We start from the raw sequence: 22,208 nt of genomic DNA on the forward strand, positions 1-22,208 counted from the left end.
GTGTGGGCGAGGTCGAGATCGCCGTCGCTGAGTACGTCGAATGGTTCAACCACCGCCGCCTGCACGGCGAGATCGGACACGTCCCACCCGTCGAGTACGAGAGCGCCTACTGGTCGACCCACACCGTCACCAGCTACCGTGAGAACCCGGTCCCCGCAAACGCTGGAACCAACTAACCGAGCCTCCAGCAAACCCGGGGCGATTCAGACCGGCCGGCGAGCGTTACGTCGAGTGACGACGTCGCCATCGGCAAGACCCCCACCAGGCCGGCCACTGCGAGAATCACCGCACCAACCGTGAGCCCGCCCGCCGCCAGCGTCAACGGCGGTAGCGCGATCCGGTCGTCGGCGGAGATCACGAAGTATGCCGCCGCACCCACCATCGCGATCAGGGCCCACAAGACACCGATCACGTCGGTGCCGACGTCACCGCGCAGATCGAGCACGAGTGCGAGACCTGCCAGCGCAATCACCGCACCCATGATGGTCAGCCGCCCGGGGCGTTGGCGGTGACGCAGCCACATCCAACCGATGACGGCCACGGGTGCGGTGTACTCGATCAGCAGCGCGACCCCCACCTGTAGGTAGGTCACCGCGTAGAAGTAGGCGAGCTGGCAGGTGGCCACGGCGAGAGCGCCGTAGGCGAGCAGGATCGGCCATGCGTGGCGCAGCGCACCCCAGCGGCCGCGCAGTGCGACGACTCCGGGAACGAGAAGAATCGCCGCGCCGAGCGCGATCCGTACGGTCACGGTGGCGCCGGCGGTCCACCCGGCATCGATCATTGCCCGGGCGAGCACGCCGGACAACCCGAAGGCGGCCGAGGAGCCCAGGCCGAGCACCAGACCCGTCGACGTGCGTGACCGGATTGTCACGACACCGGTCGGCGTGCATCATGCCCGGTACGGGGACACCATTGGCTCATCGGCACAATGTAGCGAAGCCGACGGTGCGGGCGAACCTTGTCACAGGGCGAGCGTGCACATCGGCACGACCGGTCAGCCGAGCGGACTCAGTGCGTCGGACGTTGCCGCGAGTTTCCCCGATTCGTGATCGCGCAGCAACGATGCGACGGTTTCGGCGGAGTCGGTCTTGTTGGTGCCGATGAAGCCCGAGGGACCGCGCTTGATCCACCCGGTCACGTACATGCCGGGGCGGGGCACACCGTCGTCTACGACGCGGCCGGCATCGTGCGGGATGACGCCGCGGACGTCGTCGAAAGGCAGGCCCGCGATGGCCACGCCGCGATATCCGATCGACGTGAGAATCAGCGATGTGTCGATCGATTCGGAGACGCCGGTGGGTTCGACGGCCCCGGAATCTCCGATGCGTGTGTGGTCGGTGACGAGGCCGCTGACGTGGCCGTCGGGGCCGAGGCGGACCGCCGACGGCGAACGGTGAAAGGCGAGCCGGATGCGAGGTCCGTCACCGGGTGGCCGACCGGCCACCTCTGCCAACACTTCCAGTTTCGCTCGCGTCGTCGCGTCGTCGACGACCAGGTCGGCCGCCGAGCCGAGATCGGCGGGGTCGATGACCACGTTGACGCCGGTGTCGACCAATCCCACCAGCTCGGGCAGGGTGAATGCGGCGTGCGCGGCACCGCGGCGACCCAGCACCACCACTTCGTCGATCGCGGAGTGTCGCAGGGCCGCCAACGCGCGCCGCGAGATCGTGGTGTCGGCGAGAGACGCCGGATCGGCCGTGAGGATTCGGGCCACGTCCAGGGCGACGTTGCCGTTGCCGATCACCACGGCCCGTCGGCTGGAGAGGTCCACATCGAGATCGGCGTGATCGGGATGGCCGTTGTACCAGCCGACCAGCGCGGTTGCGCTCAGGACGCCTGGGGCGTCGGCATTCTCGATGTCGAGCCGCCGGTCGGTGGGCGCGCCGCCGGCCCAGATGACGGCCTGATGACGGCGCTGTAGTGCATCCAACGTGACGTCAGCCCCCACGGCGACGTTGAGCCGGATGTCGCAGCGCGGTTCGCGTGCGATGTCATCAAACAGTCTCATCACCGATCGGGTGGCGAGGTGGTCGGGTGCCACCCCGAAGCGGGCCAGGCCGAACGGGCGGTCCAGACGTTCGTAGATGGTCACCGAGACCTGTGGATGCCGCAGCAACTCGTCGGCCGCGTACATCGCCGACGGGCCGGAGCCCACGATGCCCACCGACAACGGCGCATCGACACTCAGTTGCCTCGGCTTGCTGATGGGGGCCAGTGGGAGTCGTTGCGCGGTGTCGACCGGGAAGCGGACGGCATCTGCGGCGGGCCCATCGAAGTGGGCGGCGTTGATGTCGGCGAACCGTGCCTGTTCATCGGGGAGTCGATGGCCGGGCACGATGGCGCTCACCGGACATGCGCTCACGCAGGCACCACAGTCGACGCACGTCGACGGATCGATGTAGAGCATCTCCGAGGTGCCGAACCCGGGCTCCTCGGGAGTGGGATGGATACAGTTCACCGGGCATGCGTAGACACACGAGGCATCTCCGCAGCACGCCTGTGTGACGACGTGAGGCATTTCGGTTCCGTTGCAGCAGTGGGCGGGTGCGGTATCAGGCCGCGGTGTAGGTGGGCTCGCTGCGGAACCGTGACGGGCGTCCGCCGATACCCAGCAGCTTCCACAACAGGCGCGAGACGGGGTTCATCAGCCCGCACTGCTCGCCGAGCATCCGGACATCGCCGAATACGTTTCGTAGGAACTGCTTTGACTCCGGTGACCGCCAGAAGATGTCGCGCATCACCTCATTCGGGATGTCGAAACGCCGCTGGAACGACCTCGGCGGCACCACGATGGCACCGCACAGGATGCGCATGGTGAGCGGGAACATCAACGACAGCAGGAATCGCTGGACGCGACCCTTCTGCGGCACAGTCTCGCGCAGGAGGTGGTGCGCGAAGGAGATGTGGCGGGCCTCCTCAGCGACGTGCAGCTGCATCACCGCGGCCATGGTCGGATGCAGGTTGGCGCGCGTGCGTAGGAAATCTTTCTGGATGTGGTCGATCGGTTCCTCGCCGCCGAGCACACCGAAGAAGAACACCGTCGGGAAGATCGTCGACGCCAGAGGTACCAGCGGCGAGATCAGGCGATAACCGATCTTGGCGCCGGGCACGTCCATTCCGGAGCGGTTCACGAACTCCTGGAACATCAGGGTGTGATTGCACTCCTCCTTGGATTCGTGCGTGGTGTAGCGGAACTCCTTGGCGCCATTGGGCAATTTGAAGCTGTACTGCATGAGGCCGCGGATCAGAATCGATTCGAACTGCAGTCCGACCTTGGCGACATTGGCCTGTCGCCACATGCCGATCTCGATCTGCTTGTCGCGGGGTAGCTGCTGGTACCAGGGGTGTCGACCGACCGGGTCGACCTCGGCGGACAGAATCCAGCGCTCGTCATAGGGCACGATGGCCATCTCCGGGGAGTCCCAGTCGATATCGATGTAGGGGTCGAAATTCCGATGCACTGACGCGCTCGACAGGTCGTCGAGCACCTGTGTGTAGTCGTCTGCCGGCGCCTGGGGGGCCTCGGGGACGTAGGTGGCGCCGATGCGGTCGATGGCGTTCGTCATGATGGCTGCGGGTCCTTTGCGTGCTCAGAATCCTGCTGTCCGGGTCGGTTGACCAAGATCTCGACTCAGGTGGCCGAGAGCTCGGTCAATGGTTTCTGAACGTAGTTCGACGGCAGGTATATGTCAACATTCAATGTCACAATTCGCAATGGCACTGCGTGCCGCACCGGCATCGGCGATGCTGCGACAGGATGGTCGGCATGGAGAAAATCCTGTTCGTGATCCTCGCGGTGCTCGGCATTGCCGCCGCGCACGTCATCGGCCCGCGGATTCGCGTGGCAGCGCCATTGCTGCTGGTCGTTGCCGGCGCCATCATTGGTGTGCTGCCGTTCGTGCCGGAAGTAGAGGTCGATCCGGAATGGATCCTGATTGGCGTGCTACCGCCACTGCTCTACTCGGCGGCGGTGTCCATGCCGACGATGGACTTCCGGCGAGACTTCGCGGCGATCAGTGCGATGTCGGTGGTGCTGGTGGTCATCAGTTCGGTGGTCTTGGGTGTCTTCTTCGACCAGATCATTCCCGGCGTGGATCTGGCCACCGGGATCGCGTTGGGGGCCATCGTCTCGCCGACCGACGCGGTCGCGACGTCGATCGCCAAACGACTGGGCGTGCCTGGTCGGGTGATCGCCATCTTGGAGGGTGAGAGCCTGCTCAACGACGCCACCGCACTTGTGCTGCTTCGGGCTGCGGTCGCGGCAACCGCTGCCGGTTTCTCGTTCGGTCACGTGGCCGTCAGCTTTCTCTGGGCGGTCATCGCCGCGGTGGCGATCGGTGCCGTAGTCGGTTGGGGAAACCTCTGGGTTCGGCGCCGGGTCGGTGACGCCACCGTCAACACCGCGATCTCGTTCACAGTGCCCTATCTGGCTTACCTGCCGGCCGAGGAGCTCGGGGCCTCCGGGCTCGTCGCGGCGGTCACCGCCGGCCTGATCACCGGTGCCGGCGCGGTCCGCTACCTCTCGCCCCGTCATCGGGTTTCGGACGCGCAGAATTGGCGAACGGTGGAGTTTCTGGCCGAAGGTGGGGTCTTTCTCTTGATGGGGTTGGAGTTGTGGGCTCTGTTGGTCGACGTCCGTAATGACCACGGCGGCATCGTCACAGCTGTCTGGATCGGGTTGTCGGCGCTGGCCATGACCGCGGTGGTGCGGGCGCTCTACGTGACCCCGCTGATCGTATGGCTCGACCGGGTCGCACGTCGACGTACGGCAATGCGGCCATATCTGGAGAACATGGACGCCTCCATTGTCGAGAAGTCCCGCCGGGCGGCCGCAGATGGCACCGGGGTCGCGGCCACCAGTGCCGAGCGGGGACGACGGCCCTCGCTACGGTTCGGTCGGGCAAAACGGAACCGGGCGAGAGCCGAACAGCTGTCGACGGCCGCATTCGCCGAGAACCCCGAATCGGCGCAGCGGGTGCGTGACCGGATCACCCGTGCCATGGCCGATATCGACTACTACACCGCCTCGCCGATGGGCCCCAAGGAAGGCGCGATCATCGTTTGGGCCGGGATGCGTGGTGTCGTGACCCTGGCGGCAGCGCAGACCCTCCCGGCCGACACTCCGTCGCGAGAACTGTTGGTGCTCATTGCGTTCGTGGTCGCTGCGGCCTCGCTGATCGTGCAGGGTGGAACTCTCGGTTGGCTGATCCGGGTGCTGCGGTTGGCTGATGTGTCCGACGACCGCGCGGCCGAACGCACTCGCCTGCATGCCGAGTTGTCGCGGACTGCGTCGGAAACCCTCGCTAGATCCGATGTCGCGGGACGCTTTCCCTGGATTCGTGAACGGATCGAGAAGATGGAACGCCAGGCCGATGCCGACGACACCGTCATCGGCACCAACCTGGCTTTTCGGGCCGCGTTCGAGCAGACCCGCCGCGAGGTCATCGACGCTCAGCGGGAAACCCTCATGCGTATGCGGTCGACCGGCACCTACCACTCCAACCTGCTGAGTCACGAACTGGCGCAACTCGACGCGGAGGAGATCAGTCTGGACATGCGCGTCGACGACGATTGAGCTCGCAGTCAGCGTCGGGTGTCGTAGGGCAGTAGGGCCATTTCCCGGGCATTGCGGATCGCGGTGGCGACCTGGCGCTGTTGTTGGGGGGTCAGGCCGGTCACCCGGCGGCTGCGGATGCGTCCTTTGTCGGACAGGAACTGTCGGAGCAGGGCCACATCCTTGTAGTCGACGGGGTTGTTGCCGTCGACATGGATGCCGTGACCGTGCAACAGATTGCGCGCGCGTTTCGTCGGGATGTCTCGGGACGGTCGAGTTGGTTTGCGGGCCACTGTGTTACCTCGGGTTCGAATGGGTGATCACCAGCTGGACTTCTGGATGCCGGGGAGTTCGCCCCGGTGGGCGAGTTCGCGGAAGCGCACCCGGGAGAGCCCGGCCTTGCCGATGTAGCCGCGGGGGCGTCCGTCGACGGCATCGCGGTTGCGCAGCCGCGTCGGACTCGCATCGCGGGGTAGTCGCTGCAACCGGCGCTGGGCGTCTCCCCGTTGCCGGGGGGACGACGTCGACGCGGCGATGGTCCGTTTGAGCTCGGCGCGGGTCTGCGCATACCGGGCGACGATCTCGCGCCGTTGTCGGTCGCGGACGATCTTGGACTTCTTGGCCATCAGCGGTCCTCTCGGAAGTCGACGTGCTTGCGCACGACTGGGTCGTACTTGCGCAACACCATCCGGTCGGGGTCGTTGCGCCGGTTCTTGCGCGTGACGTAGGTGTAGCCGGTGCCGGCCGTCGACCGCAGCTTGATGATCGGTCGGATCTCGTTGCGGGCCATCAGATCTTCTCTCCGCGCGCACGGATCGTCGCGAGAACCGACTCGATTCCGACCTTGTCGATGGTCTTGATTCCCTTGGCGCTCACGCGCAGGGTCACGTAGCGGCCCTCGCCGGGCACGTAGTAGCGCCGGCGCTGGATATTGGGGTTCCACCGCCGCGACGTGCGGACGTGCGAATGTGACACCTGTTTGCCGAACCCGGGTTCGCGGCCGGTCACCTGACAGCGTTGGGACATTGAGGTGCTCCTCTCGTGCTATTGGAAATGATTGGCGTTTGTGTGGCTGTCACGGTACCGTCGGTCTCGACTAAATGGAAATTGTTGTCAAGAAGGTGGTAGACGGTGAACGACGGAGGACCGGCTCGGCGACGTGGCGCGCCATCGACGACCGACGAGCGGACGCCGATCGTGCTCGTGACGGGGCTTGAGGCGGCGGCGGTATCGCGGGTCGGGGATGCTCTCACGGGTGAGATGAGTTTGGATACCGCAGGGACCGTCCTGGTGCATCACGACTTCTCGCACGTCGCTGACGGCAGGGTGGCTCGGCTCATGAGCTGGGTTGACCCGGATGGGCGGCGACGCGAACGGACAATCGGCGTCGAACTCGCCCACGGATGCGTGCCTTGCACGCTTCGTGAGGATCTGCTCCCGCTGTTGCGCAGGCTCCATCGACGTTCGTCGGTGCGCCGGATCGTGTTGACCCTGGATCCGATCCTCGAACCCGAGCGCATCGCCTGGGCGATCGACGAGGTCGTGGTCGAGTCAATGCCCGGCTTCCTCGACGGTCCGGCATCGCGTGATGTCCGGATCGAGGCGACGATAGCCTGCGTCGCCGAGCAGGATTGGCTCGAATCGGCAACCGGCGACAACACACTCGCCGAGGCCGGGTTCGATCATGTCGACGACGACCGCACGCTGGCGCAGGTGGCAGTCGGCCAGGTGGCATTTGCCGACGCGCTCGTGGTGGCGGGCTGCGATCGGGCAATGCGCGACGCGTGGGAGTCCGCGCGGTTGACCGCTGTGCTCAAGCGGCTCGCCCCGAACGCACCCATCATGATCGAGTTGCCGCAGCGTCCGGTGACGACGATTCTCCTCGAACGCCTGCTCGCCGCGGTGGCGCCGATGTCGCGCCGGGGCCGTGTGGACGCCCCACACGACCCGTTGCTGCGCGGCGAGCCGCCACTGGACGCCGACTGCGGCGTGTCCTGGGTGGAATTCCACTCCGAACGGCCCATGCACCCGGGGCGACTGCACGATGCCATCGACGCCCTGCTCGACGGGGTGGTGACCGCACGCGGCAGGCTGTGGATCGCGACCCAGCCCGCAGAGGCCTTATGGCTCGAGTCGGCCGGTGGTGCCCTGCAGGTTGCCCGCGGTGGCGCATGGCTTGCCGCGATGGACGAGTCGGAGGTCGACCGGGAGCCCGCGGAACGACGCGCGATGGCGGCCCTGCGGTGGGACGAGCGCTACGGCGATCGGCACACATCTCTGGTGGCCCTGGTTCATCGCGCAGACGCATCCGAAATCCAGGACGCACTGCGGGATGCGTGTCTGAACGAAGTCGAATTCGCCGCCGGACAGGAGTTCTGGGCGACCCTCGACGATCCGTTCGGCGGATTTCATACCGATCCCTGCGACGATCTCGATCTGACCGACACCGCGACCGTCGACGCCGTGTCGATCACCGACAACACCGACCAACGAGAGGCCTGACCGATGAAACGAGACATCCACCCCGACTACCATTCCGTCGTCGTCCGCGATGCGTCCACGGGTTCGCAGTTCCTCACCCGATCGACCGCCACGTCCGACGATCACGTCGAGTGGACCGACGGCAACACCTATCCGCGCATCACCGTCGACGTGACCAGCGAATCGCATCCGTTCTACACCGGCGTGGCACGCGTACGCGATGTAGCCGGTCGAGTGGAGAAGTTCAACCGGCGCTACCCGAGATACGGTCGCTGACGCCGGCTGGAGAGGCGTCCTGTCTCAGCGAATCTGGTCACGAGGTGATCAGCGGGCCCACCCCGGACAAGAAGAAGATGAACATCGCCAGCAGGAACCATGCGGCGCCCTGCCAGATCTGCCACCGTCCACCGGAGCGCCAACTTCGGTAGGTGCGCCACAACGCGGTCAGCGCACCGATCAGCACCACGATCGGCGCGAGCACGATCAGTGCGGTCTCGGCGGTGCCGTCGGTGGCACCGGCGACCGTCGCCACGATCAGTGCGATCACCAGTGTCGCGACACCGTGCACGATGGCCGAACGCACCTCGTTGCCGCGCGGTGCGGGTCCGGTCCGCCCGAAGTCGTTGGGTGCCGCACGGTTCTCGTCGGACTCCGACGGTGCGGCCGGTGCCCTCCGCTCGCGGTGTAGTTGCTCATGGTTGGTCATCGCTCACCTCAACTCCACCCTACGCGGTCGGTGAAACCTCCTGTGACCGGGACTTTCTGCCCTTTGCTCGAACGGCCGCGCAGGGGCAGGATGGCAGGAGGACCTAGGTGGACACGAGTGAGGAGTGGTACCGAAATGAGTGCGATTCTCGTCGGTGTGGACGGATCGGATGCCTCGGACGCTGCCGTCCGTTGGGCTGCGAAGGCGGCCGTGACCGAAGGCGTGGAACTGAAGCTGGTCGGTGTCTATGACATCAGCACCAGCAACTACGCACCGGGCCTGATCATCCCGCAAGACGTCGTCGACGCGATCCGACAGGACGCCACCGACGCGGTACACGCTGCCGCCGAGCTGGCCAAGCAGACGGCTCCGGACGTGACCCTGCACACCTCGACCGCCGAAGGCGACGCCGCGCGTGTGTTGCTGGAGCTCGGGAAGGACGCCGGCACCATCGTGCTCGGTACCCGCGGATTGGGCTCGATCAAAGGCTTGTTCCTGGGATCGGTCAGTGTCAGTGTCGCCGCACACTTCCACGGCCGGGTCGTGGTGGTCGCCGGTGCCGGTGGCGACGGACCGGTGGTGGTGGGTGTCGACGATTCGCCGGTCAGCGATGTGGCGGTGGCCGAAGCCTTTCGGCAGGCCGCGCTGCGTAAGACCAAGCTCGTGGCCGTGCACACCTGGACACCCCTGGACGTGGACGCCCTGCACGGCTACGGCATCGAGCCCGCCGAGGTCACCCGGATGTCGGGCGAAGCTGTCGAAGCCGTCGCCGAACGCCTCGCCGGCTACTCGGCCGACAATCCCGACGTCGTCGTCGAACGGGTGGTGATCCCGGAGGAACCGGCCAAGGCCGTCCTCGATGCGGCGGGCGACGCACAGCTGATCGTGGTCGGGAGCAGAGGCCGCGGCGGCTTCACCGGGCTGTTGCTGGGCTCGACCAGCCAGAAGATCCTGCACCAGGCCGAGTGCCCGGTGATGGTCGTGCGGGAGTGATCTCGACTCGAGAGCTGCCGGATACCGGCAGCTCTCGGCTTTGGTGGGTGCCGACCTACGATGGTGGCGTGTCGCTGAAGAAGCTCGAACTGTCGGTGGGAGAGTTGGCGCAGCGGGCCGGCATCGCACCGTCGGCAGTGCGGTTCTACGAGGACCAGGGGCTGATCTTCAGTCGACGGACCTCCGGCAATCAGCGCCGATATCATCGCGCGATGCTGCGCCGCGTCGCCTTCATCCGCGCCTCGCAGACCGCCGGCATCCCGTTGGCCGTGATCGCCGACGTGCTCGGCGAACTCGGCGATCACGAGTCGCCGCCGAAGTCGATGTGGGAAGCCGCCTCCAAACGATGGATCGACGACATCAACAACCGCATCGCCCTGCTGGAGAACATGCGCGACATGATCGGCTCTTGCGTGGGCTGCGGTTGTCTGTCGCTGGGGGAGTGCCATCTGCTCAATCCCGGCGACGAGATGAACAAACTCGGCCCCGGACCGCGGCGGCTGATGCGTGACTGAGTGGTCCTGAGCGCCGACGATGATCGATGCCGCTGGGCATCGTGACGTCGCGGGTCGATAGTGTCGTGATCATCATGGGCCCAGATATCGACACGACAAGACCGGCATCGTGAGACAGATCCCCCGCGGAATCTGGGTTCTGCTGGCCGCCAACGTCGTCATCGCACTCGGATACGGCCTCATCGCGCCTGCGCTGCCGGCATTCGCGCGTAGTTTCAACGTCAGCTTCACCGCGGCATCGGCGGTCGTCTCCGCATTCGCAGTCATGCGGTTGCTGTTCGCCCCCACCACCGGTCGCCTCGTCACCGTCTTCGGCGAGCGTCGGATCTATCTCATCGGACTGCTCATCGTCGCGGGCAGCACGTTCGCATGTGCGTTTGCGCAGGGCTATTGGCAACTGCTGCTGTTCCGCGCGGCCGGTGGGGTCGGTTCCACGATGTTCACGGTGTCGGCGATGGCACTGCTGATCCGGATGGCGCCCGGCGAGATCCGCGGCCGCGTCTCAGGATACTTCTCGGCCGGATTCCTGATCGGAAACATCACCGGTCCGCTGATCGGCAGCGCCCTGGTCGGTTTCGGTCTGCGGATGCCGTTCGTCGTCTATTCGATCGCCCTGATGATCGCGGCGGCGGTGGTGGCCACACAGTTGCGCGATCAGGGCGGGCGGCCCGACCCGTCGTCGGCTCCGAGCGCCGGCGTCATCGCATTTCGGACCGCCCTGCGCAACAGCACCTACCGGGCCGTCCTCACGTCGAACTTCGCGCAGGGATGGGCGTCGATGGGGGTTCGGGTCGCGGTGGTGCCGCTGTTCATCACCGACGGACTCGACGAGGGCGCCGCGATGGCAGGGGTGGCGCTGGCCGTCTATGCCGTCGGAAACGTGGCCGCCATCGTCGTCGCCGGACGACTGTCGGACACCTTCGGCCGACGGCCGGTGATGCTGCCCGGCCTCGCCATCGCCACGATCGCCACCGGTGCGCTCGGCCTGTCGCCCAATCTGTTGGTGGCGCTGGGACTCTGTCTGGTCGCCGGAGTCGGCTCCGGCCTGTTTGCGCCGACACACCAGGCGGCGCTGGCCGACGTGTTGGGCAATCGGCAGCAGGGCGGGTCGGCATTGGCCGCCTACGGTATGTCGTCGGATCTCGGCGCGGTGAGCGGGCCGGTCGTGGTGGGCTTCGTCGCCGACCGCGCCGGATTCGGTCCGGCGTTCCTGTTGACCGGGGTCGTCACGGCGGTCGCGTTTGTCCTGTGGTCGTTCGCCGGCGAGACCGCCCCCGCGGTGGTGGGCAGCGGCCCACACCTGACCGAGGTGGAACGCGACCCGAACGATCCCTAACACGGGTGAGATCGCCGGTGACGAACTACCGTTGAGCCATGAGCATTATGGCAGCCGACTACCCGCTGGGATCGCGGTCCGAGGTCGGCAGGCTGCGTGCGGTGATGCTGCATCGTCCGGGCGACGAACTGCTCCGGCTGACCCCGCGCAACAACGATCAGTTGCTCTTCGACGGGCTGCCCTGGGTGGCGCGAGCTCAGGAAGAACACGATGCCTTCGCCGACGTGCTGCGGGCCAACGGCGTCGACGTTCACCTGCTGGGTGACCTGCTGACCGAGACGATCGGACACAGTGGCGCGGCGCGCATTCAGGGCATCAGTTCGGCGGTCAGTCCGCGCCGGCTGGGGACACACCTCGCCGAGGACCTCGCCGCGCACCTACGGGGTCTGCCGGCGGCCGAACTCGCGCATGTGCTGACGGCCGGGATGACCTTCGACGAGTTGCCGGTGACCCCGGCGGCCGCATCGTCGTCGTTGGTCCGACGGATGCACCACGGCCCCGAGTTCGCGATCGAACCGTTGCCGAATCTGTTGTTCACCCGGGACAGTTCGTTCTGGATCGGTCCGCGTTTCGCGATCACCTCGCTGGCACTTCCTGCGCGCGTGCGGGAGACGTCGTTGACCGACATCATCTATGCCCATCATCCGCGGTTCCGGGGCGCGCGGCGCGCCTATGAATCGCAGGTCGCTCCCGTCGAAGGTGGCGACGTGCTGTTGCTCGCGCCGGGAGTCGTGGCGGTGGGGGTGGGGGAGCGAACCACCCCGGCCGGCGCGGAAGCGCTGGCCCGCAGCCTCTTCGACGACGAGTTGGCGCACACCGTGCTGGCGGTCCCGATCGAACAGGCCCGTGCGTTCATGCATCTCGACACGGTGTGCACGATGGTCGACGTCGACGCGGTGGTGATGTATCCGAACATCGCCGAGACGATGTCGGCGTTCACGATCCGATCGGTTGGTGACGTGGTGAGCGTGTCCGGGCCCCGCCCTTTTGTGGACGCGGCGGCCGAGGCGATGGGAATCGAGAAGTTGCGGGTCATCGACACTGGGCTCGACCCGGTGACCGCCGAACGCGAACAGTGGGATGACGGTAACAACACGCTGGCGCTGAGCCCGGGCGTCGTGGTGTCCTACAACAGGAACGTGGAAACCAACCGCCGCCTGCGGGATTCGGGGATCGAGGTGTTCGAGATCGAGGGCCGTGAGCTCGGGTCGGGCCGCGGTGGACCGCGGTGTATGTCGTGTCCGCTGGCCCGCGACGAGCTGGGCGGGACCTGACAATGGATCTGGGTGAGAGTCTCACGATCGATCCCGACGGTGGCCCGCCGTTCGAACAGGTGCGCAGCGGCATCATCGAACTCATCCGGCGCGGCGACCTCCTGGTGGGGCAACGCATCCCGACCGTCCGTCGGTTGGCGGCCGATCTCGATCTGGCGCCCAACACGGTGGCCAAGAGCTACCGCGAACTGGAGTCCGCCGGGGTCATCGAGACCCGTGGTCGGCACGGTTCGTTCATCAAGGCCGGACAGGACACCGCCCGCGACCGGGCCCAACAGGCGACCGTGGACCATGTCGCAGCATTGCGGCAACTGGGTATCGACGACGACGCCATCGTGGCCCTGGTGCGTCAGGTCGTCAACGGGTGACCCAGTGGCCCCGTCGGTAAACAGCACCACTCAGCCCCAGCTGGGCAACCAGATCTGCTGTTGCCACTGCGCCGGCGAAATGGGACTGGCCGTGAGGATCGGCCACAGCCAGATGAAGTTGACCACCACCAGTGCCACGTAGACGGCAACGACGAGCACCGCCAGGGTGCGGCGTTCGGGGCGCCATCGGGCCGTTCGTCCTGCGGTGCGGAGCAGGTCGCCGCAGGCCAGTGCCAGGCCCATCGCCAGGAATGGTGCCATCACCGTTGCGTAGAAGAAGTACATCTGGCGGTCGAGGTCGGCGAACCACGGCAGCAGTCCGGCCAGGTAGCCGGTGAGTACCGCCGCATATCGCCAGTCGCGGCGCACGATCCATGACCACAACCCCCACAGCACCATCGGCAGGGCCAACCACCACATCGCGGGCGACCCGATCAGCATCTGCGCGCGGACGCACTCGCCTGCCCCGCACTGGTCGGGGCCGTTCTCGATGGCGTACAGCATCGGCCGCAAACTCATCGGCCAGGTCCACGGCTTGGATTCCCACGGGTGGTGGTTTCCCGCCGAGTTGGTGAGGCCGGCGTGGAACTGCAGGATGCCCGATTCGTAGAACCAGAACGAGCGCCACGCGCCCGGTACCCAGGAGAACGAGCCGCCGACCCCGATCTGATTGCCCACCTCGTATCGGTAGACCGCGGTCTCGCTGTTGAACCAGGGTATGAAGGTGACAAAGTACAGGACGACGGGCAGCACTGCGAGACTCATCCCGGCCGGGAACAGATCGCGCCGCAGTACCCCGAGCCAGGGGCGTCGTACGTGATAGGCCTTGCGCGCTGCCACGTCGAAACCGACTGCGAGGAGTGCGAAGAACACCACGAAGTACGCGCCCGACCACTTGGTACCGCAGGCCAGACCGAGCATGACCCCGGCGGTGAAGCGGTACCAGCGAAACCCCAGCCGGGGGCCGAACGCGCTGTCGGTGATCCGGCCCTCAACGTAAACCCGATGCATCCGGGCTCGGACCTGATCACGGTCGGCGATCAGCGCGGTGAACGCCGCCACCAGGAACGCCGCCTGGAAGATGTCGAGCATCCCCATCCGGGACTGGACGAACAGCACGCCGTCGCAGATGGCGAACACCCCGGCGATGGCGCCGACCAGCGTCGAGCGCGTCATACGGCGAACCGTGCAGTAGATCATCACCACGATGGCGATGCCGGCGACAGCCGGGGCGATCCGCCAGCCCACGGGCCCGTAGCCGAACATCGCCTCACCGGCCGCGAGCAACCATTTGCCCACCGGGGGATGGACGACGAGCCCATAGGCCGGGTTGTCCTCGATCCAGTTGCCGCCGGTCAGTACCTGCCAGGCCTGGGGGACATAGTGTTTCTCGTCGAAGACCGGTGTGCCCTGATCGGTCGGCCGGGCCAGCCCCCAGAGTCGGGTGATGGTGGCCACGGCCGCGATCACCACCCCGACCAGCAGACCGCGCCGGCGGTCGGGGGCCCCGAACACCGGGGTCGGGATCGACGGGCCGGGCGCGGTGCCCAGGTCCTCGGCCCGGCCGTGGTCGACAGGTGCGGGGAGGTCGCCGTCGGTCGGTGAGTCTCGGTCGAGGACGGCGGAGTCGGTCACCCGATCGATCGTAGTGGTCCCTCGTAAGCTGACTGATGATGAATGCAGGACGACACCCGGCCGGCGCACCGACACCACACCCATCCGACGACGATGAGGGCTGCCTGTTGTTGGCGGCGACTCCGATGGGGCAGGTCGAGGACGCCTCGCCGCGACTTCGCGCCGCGCTGGCGTCGGCCGACATCGTGGCCGCGGAGGACACCCGCCGGGCCCGGGCGTTGGCCAACGCGCTGGAAGTGTCGATCGGCGGCAAATTGGTGAGCTACTACGACCAGGTGGAGGCATCCCGCACGCCCGGGTTGGTCGGCGCTGTCTCCGAGGGGGCGACAGTGCTGCTGATCACCGACGCGGGCATGCCCTCGGTGAGCGATCCCGGCTACCGCATCGTCGCCGCATGCGCGCAGGCCGGGCTTCGGGTCACCTGCCTACCGGGGCCGTCGGCGGTGACGACGGCGTTGGCAGTGTCGGCGCTGCCGTCGGAGCGCTTTTGCTTCGACGGTTTCGCGCCCCGACGCCCGGGTGCGCGGCGTGACTGGCTCGCCGGCCTCGCCGACCAGCCTCGCACGACCGTCTTCTTCGACTCACCCCATCGGCTCGCCGACACCCTGGCCGACGCGGTCGACGTGCTGGGACCCGATCGCCGCGCCGTGGTGTGCCGGGAATTGACCAAGACTTACGAGGAGATCCGCCGCGGCACACTGGCCGAACTCGCGCAGTGGGCATCCGACGGCGTGCGCGGGGAGATCACCGTGGTCGTCGAGGGAGCCATCGCGCGGGCGCCCGACGCCACCGAACTGGTCGACGAGGTCGAGCGCCTCGTGGCCGGCGGCATGCGCCTCAAGGATGCGTGTGCGCAGGTGACCCACGCCGGCGGTGCTTCCCGACGTGAGGTGTACCAGGCGGTGCTGGAGCGGCGTCGGCAGGAGCCCGATCGATGACGGCGCCCTGGTCGGGTTGGTCGGTCGCGACGTGCAGGGTGACCCCGGGTGCGAGTCGGTAAGGCCGGCTGGTGATGAGGGCTCCCACCGCACGCCGCAACCGGGACATCTCGGCGCGCACCGTCACCGTGTGGCCGGTGTCGCCGAATATCAGTCGGCTCAGTCGGGCCGACGTGAGACCCGAATCAGCGGCCTCGGCCAGCAGGAGCAGGATCTGCGCGTGACGTCGGGTCAACACCGTGCGCCACTCGTCGCCGTCACCTTCGACGGTCAGCGACGGTTCCCCACGCAGGTCGAGTGAGGCCACGATCGGGTTCGCCGGACCGACGCGGCGCAACAGCCACCCGGTGCCGACCGGCTGGGCGATGCAGCTCCCGATGCCGGGGACGAATTGCGGCACGTCCTCCGACGGTGCCGCGACGGCCGCAGGCGAACTGCAGCCCCGGCTGTCGGCGACCCATCCATCGCGATCGACCAGCAGAGCGGGCCCGCGGATTCCGGTGAGGCTCGCTCCGGCGCTCCGGCGCAGTTCCGCGAGCGAACGGGCGTGGGCGGCGGCGATCTCGTGTTCACCCAGCGCAGCGAGACTGGTGGCGAAGGCGGTGGAGGACGGCTGAACTGCGGTCGCCGGCCCGGCCAAGCCGACGATGCCGGTCAAGACCCCGGTCCGGGGGTCGTGGACAGGGGCCGCGGCACAGTACAGCGACTGCAGCGCGTGGTTGTAGTGTTCGGTGCCGAACACCCGGATCGAGCGGTGTTCGGTCATCACCAACGAGACGGCGGTGGTGGCGGTGGACTGCTCGTCCCACCGGCTGCCCTCCACCAACTCCAGGGTGTCGGCGACGTCGAGCCAGCGTTGGGTTCCGCCGCGCCACAGCAACACTCCATCGGCGTCGAACACCCCCATCATCAGCTCGGAGTCGTCGGCGCTGTCGGCAAAGATCTGCTGCAGCCGTTCGACCCCGACAGCCAACGGATTGGCCGCCTGTCGGATCTCGACGTCGGAAGTCTCGAGATGGACCGGAGCATGCTGATCTGCCCGCGCGCCGGCCGCACTGACACGTCGCCAGGACGCTGCCACTTCGGTACGTTCGGTCGGCACCGGCAATTCGGCAGTGACCTCTATCGCTGATTCATCACCCCGACCGCGAGCCGACCCCGTACCTCCCGTACCGGGAAGTATGGAACCTCGCATTCTCACATGCTATCGCAGGGAGTTCGCTCGGCCGGATCGGCCACCGACCTCGCCGACGATGCTGGCAGCCTTGTCGAGGCACTCCTGCCATTCGTGGTGCGGGTCGGAATCGATGGTGATGCCACCGCCGACACCGAGAGCGGCCGATCCGTCGGGGGTCACCGTGACGGTCCGGATGGCGACATTGAGATCGAGCGCGTGGCCCGGCCCGGCCATTCCGACTGCGCCGCAATACACGCCACGCGCCTGTTGCTCCCAGTCGGCGATCAACTCCATCGCGCGCAACTTGGGCGTACCGGTGACCGACGCCGGTGGGAAGGTAGCCCGCAGCAACTCGGTGTTGCCCACCCCGGGATCGACCAGCGCCTCCACCCGCGAGACCAGATGCCACACCCCGGGCGCGGCGACCACCGACAGCAGATCGGCGACACGCACCGATCCGGTACGCGCGAGCCGGCCCAGGTCGTTGCGGACGAGGTCGACGATCATGACGTTCTCGGCGACGTCCTTGGCTGAGTCGGCCAGTGAGCTCGGGTCGGCAGAGGCTGCCCGAGTGCCCTTGATGGGTGCCGACGAGACGAGGTTGCCGGTCCGGCGCAGGAACGACTCGGGTGAAAAGCTTGCCACCGTCCCCCACGTTCCTTGTAGGAAAGCGGCTTTCGCGGGAAGAGTGGCGGCCGTGATGTCGCCGAAGAACTCGAGTGGTTCGCCGGTGACGACGCCCGTGAAGTGGGTGCACACGCAGGCCTGGTAGACCTCACCGGCGCGGATCGCCTCGAGACAGGCATCGATGGCGGCCAGATGGGGTTCGCGTGCCGGTGGTTGCCACCGCGCCGACCAGGCCGCGGTGGCATTTTCTGGGTCGGCATTGGTCGGGCCGGAGTCCAGCGCGTTCGCGATCCACGACGCGCACGCCGCTCCGTCGACGTGCTGGTGGGTCCAGCGGCCCTCGCGCAACACCAGGATCTCGTCGGTCATCCCACCCACGGCCGGTGGCAGCGGCGACTCGGTGGCGCGTACCGGAAAGCCGAGATAGCCGAGCCAGAAACGGTCCGGGTCATCGGGCGGGGCGAATCCCGGTCGCAGTCGGATCGACGGTGCGATGACCGCGTCGGCATCCCACCAGTCGCCGACGAGCGCGGCCGGTGGTGGCATTCCGGCCGCGGCCGTATGTGCGTGCAGCGCACGCAGAACATCGAGCGCCGGGGTGGTCACGCCTCGTGACGCGGGAAGATCGGCGCCGGCTTGGGCAGAGCGGTACCGGCGACGAGATGGTCGTCGACCGCGCTGAACTGTCGTTCGTCGTCAGCAACCGCGAGCAGATCGAGCATGCGACCGGTGGAGGCGGGCATCACCGGCTGGGCCAGCAGGGCCACCACGCGAACCACCTCGGCGCAGACGTAGAGCACGGTCGCCGTGCGCTCGAGGTCGGTCTTCGCGAGCTTCCACGGCTCGTTGGCGGAGATGTAGCGGTTGGTCTCGGCCAGTACCGACCACAGGGCCTCGATGCCGAGGTGGATGGCCTGTGCGTCGAAGTGATCGCGGACCCGGGGGAGGAGTTGCGCGACCCGGTCCAGCAGCGCCGCATCCTCGTCGGTGCGGGGACCGGCCGCAGGCACTGCACCGTCGAAGTACTTGCCGATCATCGACAGCGTGCGTTGGGCGAGATTGCCGAACTCGTTGGCGAGATCGGCGTTGATCCGACTGATGATGGCCTCGGTGGAGTACGAACCGTCCTGCCCGTAGGAGAACTCACGCAGGAAGAAGTACCGGACCGGATCGAGGCCGAACTCGTCGATCAGCACATCCGGGTCGACGACGTTGCCGACCGACTTGCTCATCTTCTCCCCGCGATTGAACAGGAAGCCGTGGGCGAACACCCGTCTGGGCAGATCGATACCTGCGCTCATCAGGAATGCCGGCCAGTAGACGCAATGGAACCGGATGATGTCCTTGCCGATGACGTGCAGATCGGCGGGCCAGTACCGGTCGAATGCGGCCTCGTCGTCGGGGAATCCGACACCGGTCAGATAGTTGGTGAGCGCATCGACCCACACATACATCACGTGCTCGGGATGACCGGGGACCGGAACACCCCAGTCGAAAGTGGTGCGGGAGATGGACAGATCGGTGAGACCGCCCTTGATGAAACTCACGATCTCGTTGCGGCGGGCCTCGGGCCCGAGGAATTCCGGGTTGGTCGCGAACAGGTCGAGCAACTTGTCCTGATATGCCGAGAGCCGGAAGAAATAGGTCTGTTCCTCGGTCCAGGTCAGGACGTGCCCATTGTCGGTGGCGACCCGGCTGCCGTCCGTGGCGATCGTCGTGTCCGCGTCGCTGTAGAACAGTTCGTCGCGGACGTCGTACCAGCCGGAGTACGTGTCGAGATAGATGTCGCCCGCGTCGGTCATCCGCTGCCAGATGGCTTCCGATGCGCGTTTGTGGTCGGCGTCGCTGGTCCGGATGAAGCGGTCGAAGCTCGACCCGAGCCGCTCCTGCAGGGCCTGGAACCGGTCTGAGTTGCGGTCGGCGAGCTCCGCGGTGGCGATGCCTTCGGCTGCCGCTGTCTGCTGCATCTTCTGGCCGTGCACGTCGGTGCCGGTGAGGAAGCGGACGTCATAGCCGTCGAGACGCTTGAATCGGGCGAGGGCGTCGGCCGAGATGTACTCGTAGGCGTGGCCGATGTGCGGGACGCCGTTCGGATAGGCGATGGCCGTGGTGATGTAGTACGGCCGGCCGGCGCCATATGAGGCGTGATCAGCGGATTCGGTGCGGGTCGAGTCGGTCATGGTGTCGCCAAGGATACTTGGTGGCCTGTCTCGCGCATCGCCCGTACCGCCATCGACGGATCCCGGTCGTCGCCTGCTCACTCGTTGCGACGGTACGGCTCGCAGCCCGGTGGGGCCTTCGGTGCGTCACGCTTGCGAAGTTCGGGTATCTCCTTGGTGACCGGATGTGCCTCGTGCAGGGAGAATTTCTCGCCGTGATGGGCGAGGTCGATCGAGGGGCCTGACAGCAGCCGATAGGTGGCACTGTCGCGATCCATCGCGACGACGATCTTCGAGTCGCCGACCGCCATCCGGAACGACAGGTAGGTGAGACGACTCGGCAACCGCGGCGCGAAGGTGATCTGGCCGCCGAAGTCACGCATCCCGCCGAACCCCGCGACGCAGTCGGTCCACGCGCCGGCCAGCGCTGCGATGTGCAACCCGCTCGACACGTTGTTGTGCAGATCGTGCAGGTCGGTGAACACCGACTCGCACATCAGGTCGTAGGACAGGTCGAGGTAGCCGACTTCGGCGGCGACCACCGCCTCACAGCACGCCGACAACGACGAGTCCCGCACGGTCAACGGATAGTAATAGTCGAAGTTGCGCAGCTTCTGTTCCGGGGTGAACGCCGCCCCGAACATGTACATGGCGAACACCAGGTCGGCCTGCTTGACAACCTGTTTGCGGTAGAGGTCGTAGTACGGGTAGTTCAACAGCAGCGGGTAACGCCCCACCGACGACTCGAAATCCCATGCGCCGAGCAGTGTGAATGATTCGCACTGTTGATGGACGCCGAGGGCGTCGTCGAACGGGATCGACATGTCGTCGGCACAGGACTCCCAGTGGGCGGCCTCGGCGTCGGTCACCCCGTATTCGCGCGCCAGGTCGGGTCGTCGGTGCACAGCGGCCACCGCATCCCGAAGATTCTGCTGCGCAGCCAGATTGGTGAACACATTGTTGTTGACCACCGCGGTGTACTCATCCGGGCCGGTCACGCCGTCGATACGAAACTTGCCGTTCACGTCGTGGTGTCCCAGACCCGCGAACAGCCGGGCGGTCTCCACGAGCAGTTCGACGCCGCACTCGGTCTCGAACTGCTCGTCGTCGGTGGCGCGCAGATACCGGGCCGTCGCGTTGGCGATGTCGGCGCTCACGTGCACGCCTGCCGTGCCCGCCGGCCAGTACCCCGAGCACTCGTCGCCGTTGATTGATCGCCATGGGAACATGGCACCACGTTGTCCCAGTTCGGCCGCGCGACTCTTGGCCTTGTCCATTGTGGAGTGCCGCCAACGCAGCTCCTCGCCGGCCGCGGCGGGCACCGTGTAGGTGAGCATCGGCAAAATGAAACTCTCGGTGTCCCAGAAGGTGTGGCCGTCGTAGCCGGGACCGGTCAGGCCCTTCGCCGGGATCGAACGGGACTGGCCGCGCGCACCGGCCTGCAGCACGTGGAACAGCGCGAAACGCACCGCCTGCTGCAGTTCGGGATCGCCGTCGAGTTCCACGTCGGCGTCGCGCCAGAAGTCCTCCAGATACTCGATCTGGTCGGCTTTGAGTGCCTCCCAACCGGTTTCCATCGCCATCGCCAGGGCGGCGTCGACCTGCGCGCGCAGGGCCGGTACCGATCTGCGCGCCGACCAGCCGTAACCCATGTACTTGGTCAGCGACAGCTTGGTGCCCTGCGGGACGTTCGCCGCCACGGTCAGGCGGGCCAGGTCGTCGTCTGCGCGGATGAAGGCGTCGGCGCGGTCGGGGAACTCGATCTCGTGATCCATTCCGGCCGCGATGTGCAGACCCGACTGCTTGGTGTGGTGAACCAGCATGCCCCAGTAGTTGCGGCACGCCGAGAGGTCGGAGACCAGCGGGGCCTCGAGCGCGGCCGCGAGCCGGGGATCGTTGCCCGGCGCCGGCACCGGCTCGTTGGCGAGCAGGTCCGACTGCAGCACCAGCTTCATGTCCTCGTCGATCGGCTCCACCTCATAGTGGATGGCAGCGATGGTGCGCTTGGTGAAGGAGACGAGCCGTTCGGAGCGGATGCGGACCGTGCGGCCGGTCGGCGAGGTCCACAGGGTGTGCCTGCGCAGTGTGCCCGTGCGGAAATCCAGCGTTCGTTCGTGTTCGACGGTGCGGCCGTAGCGCAGATCCATCGGCTCGTCCTCCACGAGCAACCGGATGATCTTGCCATCGGTCACGTTCACCACGGTCTGCCCGGATTCCGGGTAGCCGTAGCCGCTTTCGGCATAGGGCAGTCCGCGCAGCTCGTAGAAACCGTTCAGATAGGTCCCCGGGTGGTCGATCGGCTCGCCCTCTTCGAACGTGCCTCGTAAACCGATGTGGCCGTTGGACAGTGCGAACAGCGTCTCGGTGCGACCCAGCATGTCGACGTCGACGCCACGCCAGCGCAGCTGCCACGGGTGGACGTCGAACCCGTGTTCCATGGCGCCC

At 66.8% G+C, this 22,208-nt stretch carries 23 protein-coding genes; 10 read left to right on the forward strand and 13 right to left on the reverse strand.

All coding sequences use genetic code 11. The annotated features are described in order from the left end of the window. Nucleotides 1-2 precede the first annotated feature (2 nt). Entirely contained in the window at nt 3-176 is a 174-nt protein-coding gene (locus L1892_RS19430; protein ID WP_014928951.1) for an IS3 family transposase, read from the forward strand. Here the strand turns inward: L1892_RS19430 and L1892_RS19435 are convergent. From L1892_RS19435 to L1892_RS19445, 3 genes are all read right to left on the reverse strand, one after another. Continuing rightward, complete coding sequence (locus L1892_RS19435) at nt 173-871, reverse strand: EamA family transporter (protein ID WP_308191727.1); 699 nt, start codon at nt 869-871, stop codon at nt 173-175. The genes L1892_RS19430 and L1892_RS19435 overlap by 4 nt on opposite strands. Nucleotides 872-994: 123 nt before the next feature. After that, nucleotides 995-2,518, reverse strand: a complete 1,524-nt coding sequence (locus L1892_RS19440) for a 4Fe-4S binding protein (RefSeq protein WP_235725292.1) — start codon at nt 2,516-2,518, stop codon at nt 995-997. A gap of 34 nt (nt 2,519-2,552) precedes the next feature. After that, complete coding sequence (locus L1892_RS19445) at nt 2,553-3,566, reverse strand: AurF N-oxygenase family protein (protein ID WP_235725293.1); 1,014 nt, start codon at nt 3,564-3,566, stop codon at nt 2,553-2,555. Nucleotides 3,567-3,766: 200 nt separating this feature from the next. On the opposite strand from L1892_RS19445, the gene L1892_RS19450 reads away from it, so the two are divergent. Further along, on the forward strand, nt 3,767-5,575 hold the full coding sequence (locus L1892_RS19450) for a cation:proton antiporter (RefSeq protein WP_235725294.1): 1,809 nt from the start codon (nt 3,767-3,769) through the stop codon (nt 5,573-5,575). A gap of 8 nt (nt 5,576-5,583) precedes the next feature. On the opposite strand, the gene rpsR is transcribed toward L1892_RS19450, so the two are convergent. The 4 genes from rpsR to rpmB are packed head-to-tail and all read right to left on the reverse strand — an operon-like array spanning nt 5,584 to nt 6,580. Continuing rightward, on the reverse strand, nt 5,584-5,847 hold the full coding sequence (gene rpsR, locus L1892_RS19455) for a 30S ribosomal protein S18 (RefSeq protein ID WP_372475271.1): 264 nt from the start codon (nt 5,845-5,847) through the stop codon (nt 5,584-5,586). A 27-nt stretch (nt 5,848-5,874) separates the two neighbouring features. Continuing rightward, the gene (rpsN, locus tag L1892_RS19460; RefSeq protein ID WP_235725295.1) at nt 5,875-6,180 is read right to left on the reverse strand and encodes a 30S ribosomal protein S14; all 306 of its coding nucleotides are present in this window, start codon (nt 6,178-6,180) and stop codon (nt 5,875-5,877) included. Next, nucleotides 6,180-6,344, reverse strand: coding sequence for a 50S ribosomal protein L33 (rpmG, locus tag L1892_RS19465; RefSeq protein WP_235725296.1), 165 nt, complete (start codon nt 6,342-6,344; stop codon nt 6,180-6,182). The genes rpsN and rpmG overlap by 1 nt, the downstream gene beginning before the upstream one ends. Further along, the gene (gene rpmB, locus L1892_RS19470; protein WP_235725297.1) at nt 6,344-6,580 is read right to left on the reverse strand and encodes a 50S ribosomal protein L28; all 237 of its coding nucleotides are present in this window, start codon (nt 6,578-6,580) and stop codon (nt 6,344-6,346) included. The genes rpmG and rpmB overlap by 1 nt, the downstream gene beginning before the upstream one ends. 168 nt (nt 6,581-6,748) lie before the next feature. Between rpmB and mrf the strand changes: the two genes are divergently transcribed. Then, entirely contained in the window at nt 6,749-8,056 is a 1,308-nt protein-coding gene (gene mrf, locus L1892_RS19475) for a ribosome hibernation factor-recruiting GTPase MRF (protein ID WP_372475298.1), read from the forward strand. Between the two features lie 3 nt (nt 8,057-8,059). Next, on the forward strand, nt 8,060-8,311 hold the full coding sequence (locus L1892_RS19480; RefSeq protein ID WP_235725299.1) for a type B 50S ribosomal protein L31: 252 nt from the start codon (nt 8,060-8,062) through the stop codon (nt 8,309-8,311). Nucleotides 8,312-8,348: 37 nt separating this feature from the next. On the opposite strand, the gene L1892_RS19485 is transcribed toward L1892_RS19480, so the two are convergent. Next, on the reverse strand, nt 8,349-8,741 hold the full coding sequence (locus tag L1892_RS19485) for a hypothetical protein (protein WP_235725300.1): 393 nt from the start codon (nt 8,739-8,741) through the stop codon (nt 8,349-8,351). Between the two features lie 135 nt (nt 8,742-8,876). Here L1892_RS19485 and L1892_RS19490 point away from each other — a divergent pair, with 135 nt between their 5' ends. The 5 genes from L1892_RS19490 to L1892_RS19510 all read left to right on the forward strand — a co-directional run bounded on the left by L1892_RS19490 (nt 8,877) and on the right by L1892_RS19510 (nt 13,227). Further along, nucleotides 8,877-9,734: a universal stress protein gene (locus tag L1892_RS19490; protein WP_235725301.1), complete on the forward strand. Its 858-nt coding sequence runs from the start codon at nt 8,877-8,879 to the stop codon at nt 9,732-9,734. 68 nt (nt 9,735-9,802) lie between these two features. Continuing rightward, the gene (gene soxR, locus L1892_RS19495) at nt 9,803-10,249 is read left to right on the forward strand and encodes a redox-sensitive transcriptional activator SoxR (protein WP_235725302.1); all 447 of its coding nucleotides are present in this window, start codon (nt 9,803-9,805) and stop codon (nt 10,247-10,249) included. Nucleotides 10,250-10,358: 109 nt separating this feature from the next. Continuing rightward, the gene (locus L1892_RS19500) at nt 10,359-11,585 is read left to right on the forward strand and encodes an MFS transporter (RefSeq protein ID WP_235725303.1); all 1,227 of its coding nucleotides are present in this window, start codon (nt 10,359-10,361) and stop codon (nt 11,583-11,585) included. A gap of 38 nt (nt 11,586-11,623) precedes the next feature. Continuing rightward, complete coding sequence (locus L1892_RS19505) at nt 11,624-12,859, forward strand: arginine deiminase (RefSeq protein ID WP_235725304.1); 1,236 nt, start codon at nt 11,624-11,626, stop codon at nt 12,857-12,859. A 2-nt stretch (nt 12,860-12,861) separates the two neighbouring features. Continuing rightward, nucleotides 12,862-13,227, forward strand: a complete 366-nt coding sequence (locus L1892_RS19510) for a GntR family transcriptional regulator (protein WP_235725305.1) — start codon at nt 12,862-12,864, stop codon at nt 13,225-13,227. Nucleotides 13,228-13,257: 30 nt separating this feature from the next. Here L1892_RS19510 and L1892_RS19515 read toward each other — a convergent pair whose 3' ends face one another. Then, nucleotides 13,258-14,862 carry a dolichyl-phosphate-mannose--protein mannosyltransferase gene (locus L1892_RS19515; protein ID WP_372475275.1) on the reverse strand — a complete coding sequence of 535 codons (1,605 nt, stop codon included), beginning with the start codon at nt 14,860-14,862 and terminating at the stop codon, nt 13,258-13,260. Between the two features lie 38 nt (nt 14,863-14,900). On the opposite strand from L1892_RS19515, the gene rsmI reads away from it, so the two are divergent. After that, nucleotides 14,901-15,800 carry a 16S rRNA (cytidine(1402)-2'-O)-methyltransferase gene (rsmI, locus tag L1892_RS19520; protein ID WP_268900493.1) on the forward strand — a complete coding sequence of 300 codons (900 nt, stop codon included), beginning with the start codon at nt 14,901-14,903 and terminating at the stop codon, nt 15,798-15,800. Here the strand turns inward: rsmI and L1892_RS19525 are convergent. The 4 genes from L1892_RS19525 to L1892_RS19540 all read right to left on the reverse strand — a co-directional run bounded on the left by L1892_RS19525 (nt 15,700) and on the right by L1892_RS19540 (nt 22,201). Further along, a complete protein-coding gene (locus tag L1892_RS19525) occupies nt 15,700-16,881 on the reverse strand; it encodes a helix-turn-helix domain-containing protein (RefSeq protein ID WP_235725306.1) in 1,182 nt (393 codons plus the stop codon). The two genes, rsmI and L1892_RS19525, sit on opposite strands and share 101 nt — an antisense overlap. A gap of 123 nt (nt 16,882-17,004) precedes the next feature. After that, a complete protein-coding gene (locus tag L1892_RS19530) occupies nt 17,005-18,210 on the reverse strand; it encodes an aminodeoxychorismate synthase component I (protein ID WP_235725307.1) in 1,206 nt (401 codons plus the stop codon). Beyond that, nucleotides 18,207-19,784 (reverse strand): methionine--tRNA ligase, encoded by a 1,578-nt coding sequence (gene metG / locus L1892_RS19535; protein ID WP_235725308.1) that lies wholly within the window; start codon nt 19,782-19,784, stop codon nt 18,207-18,209. Before metG ends, L1892_RS19530 begins: the two co-directional genes overlap by 4 nt. Before the next feature lie 77 nt (nt 19,785-19,861). Further along, a complete protein-coding gene (locus L1892_RS19540; RefSeq protein ID WP_235725361.1) occupies nt 19,862-22,201 on the reverse strand; it encodes a glycoside hydrolase family 65 protein in 2,340 nt (779 codons plus the stop codon). Nucleotides 22,202-22,208: the final 7 nt, after the last annotated feature.

The organism is Gordonia tangerina, assembly GCF_021556435.1.
Taxonomy (GTDB): Bacteria; Actinomycetota; Actinomycetes; order Mycobacteriales; family Mycobacteriaceae; genus Gordonia; species Gordonia tangerina.

What these genes read in the sequence shown, in the direction of transcription:
- L1892_RS19450 (WP_235725294.1), top strand. Translation starts at nt 3,767, where the DNA reads ATGGAGAAAATCCTGTTCGTGATCCTCGCGGTGCTCGGCATTGCCGCC.
- rpsN (WP_235725295.1), bottom strand. Translation starts at nt 6,180, where the DNA reads ATGGCCAAGAAGTCCAAGATCGTCCGCGACCGACAACGGCGCGAGATC.
- L1892_RS19505 (WP_235725304.1), top strand. Translation starts at nt 11,624, where the DNA reads ATGAGCATTATGGCAGCCGACTACCCGCTGGGATCGCGGTCCGAGGTC.
- L1892_RS19540 (WP_235725361.1), bottom strand. Translation starts at nt 22,201, where the DNA reads ATGGAACACGGGTTCGACGTCCACCCGTGGCAGCTGCGCTGGCGTGGC.
- L1892_RS19485 (WP_235725300.1), bottom strand. Translation starts at nt 8,741, where the DNA reads ATGACCAACCATGAGCAACTACACCGCGAGCGGAGGGCACCGGCCGCA.
- metG (WP_235725308.1), bottom strand. Translation starts at nt 19,784, where the DNA reads ATGACCGACTCGACCCGCACCGAATCCGCTGATCACGCCTCATATGGC.
- L1892_RS19445 (WP_235725293.1), bottom strand. Translation starts at nt 3,566, where the DNA reads ATGACGAACGCCATCGACCGCATCGGCGCCACCTACGTCCCCGAGGCC.
- rpmG (WP_235725296.1), bottom strand. Translation starts at nt 6,344, where the DNA reads ATGGCCCGCAACGAGATCCGACCGATCATCAAGCTGCGGTCGACGGCC.
- L1892_RS19440 (WP_235725292.1), bottom strand. Translation starts at nt 2,518, where the DNA reads ATGCCTCACGTCGTCACACAGGCGTGCTGCGGAGATGCCTCGTGTGTC.
- rsmI (WP_268900493.1), top strand. Translation starts at nt 14,901, where the DNA reads ATGAATGCAGGACGACACCCGGCCGGCGCACCGACACCACACCCATCC.
- L1892_RS19480 (WP_235725299.1), top strand. Translation starts at nt 8,060, where the DNA reads ATGAAACGAGACATCCACCCCGACTACCATTCCGTCGTCGTCCGCGAT.
- L1892_RS19510 (WP_235725305.1), top strand. Translation starts at nt 12,862, where the DNA reads ATGGATCTGGGTGAGAGTCTCACGATCGATCCCGACGGTGGCCCGCCG.
- L1892_RS19490 (WP_235725301.1), top strand. Translation starts at nt 8,877, where the DNA reads ATGAGTGCGATTCTCGTCGGTGTGGACGGATCGGATGCCTCGGACGCT.
- rpmB (WP_235725297.1), bottom strand. Translation starts at nt 6,580, where the DNA reads ATGTCCCAACGCTGTCAGGTGACCGGCCGCGAACCCGGGTTCGGCAAA.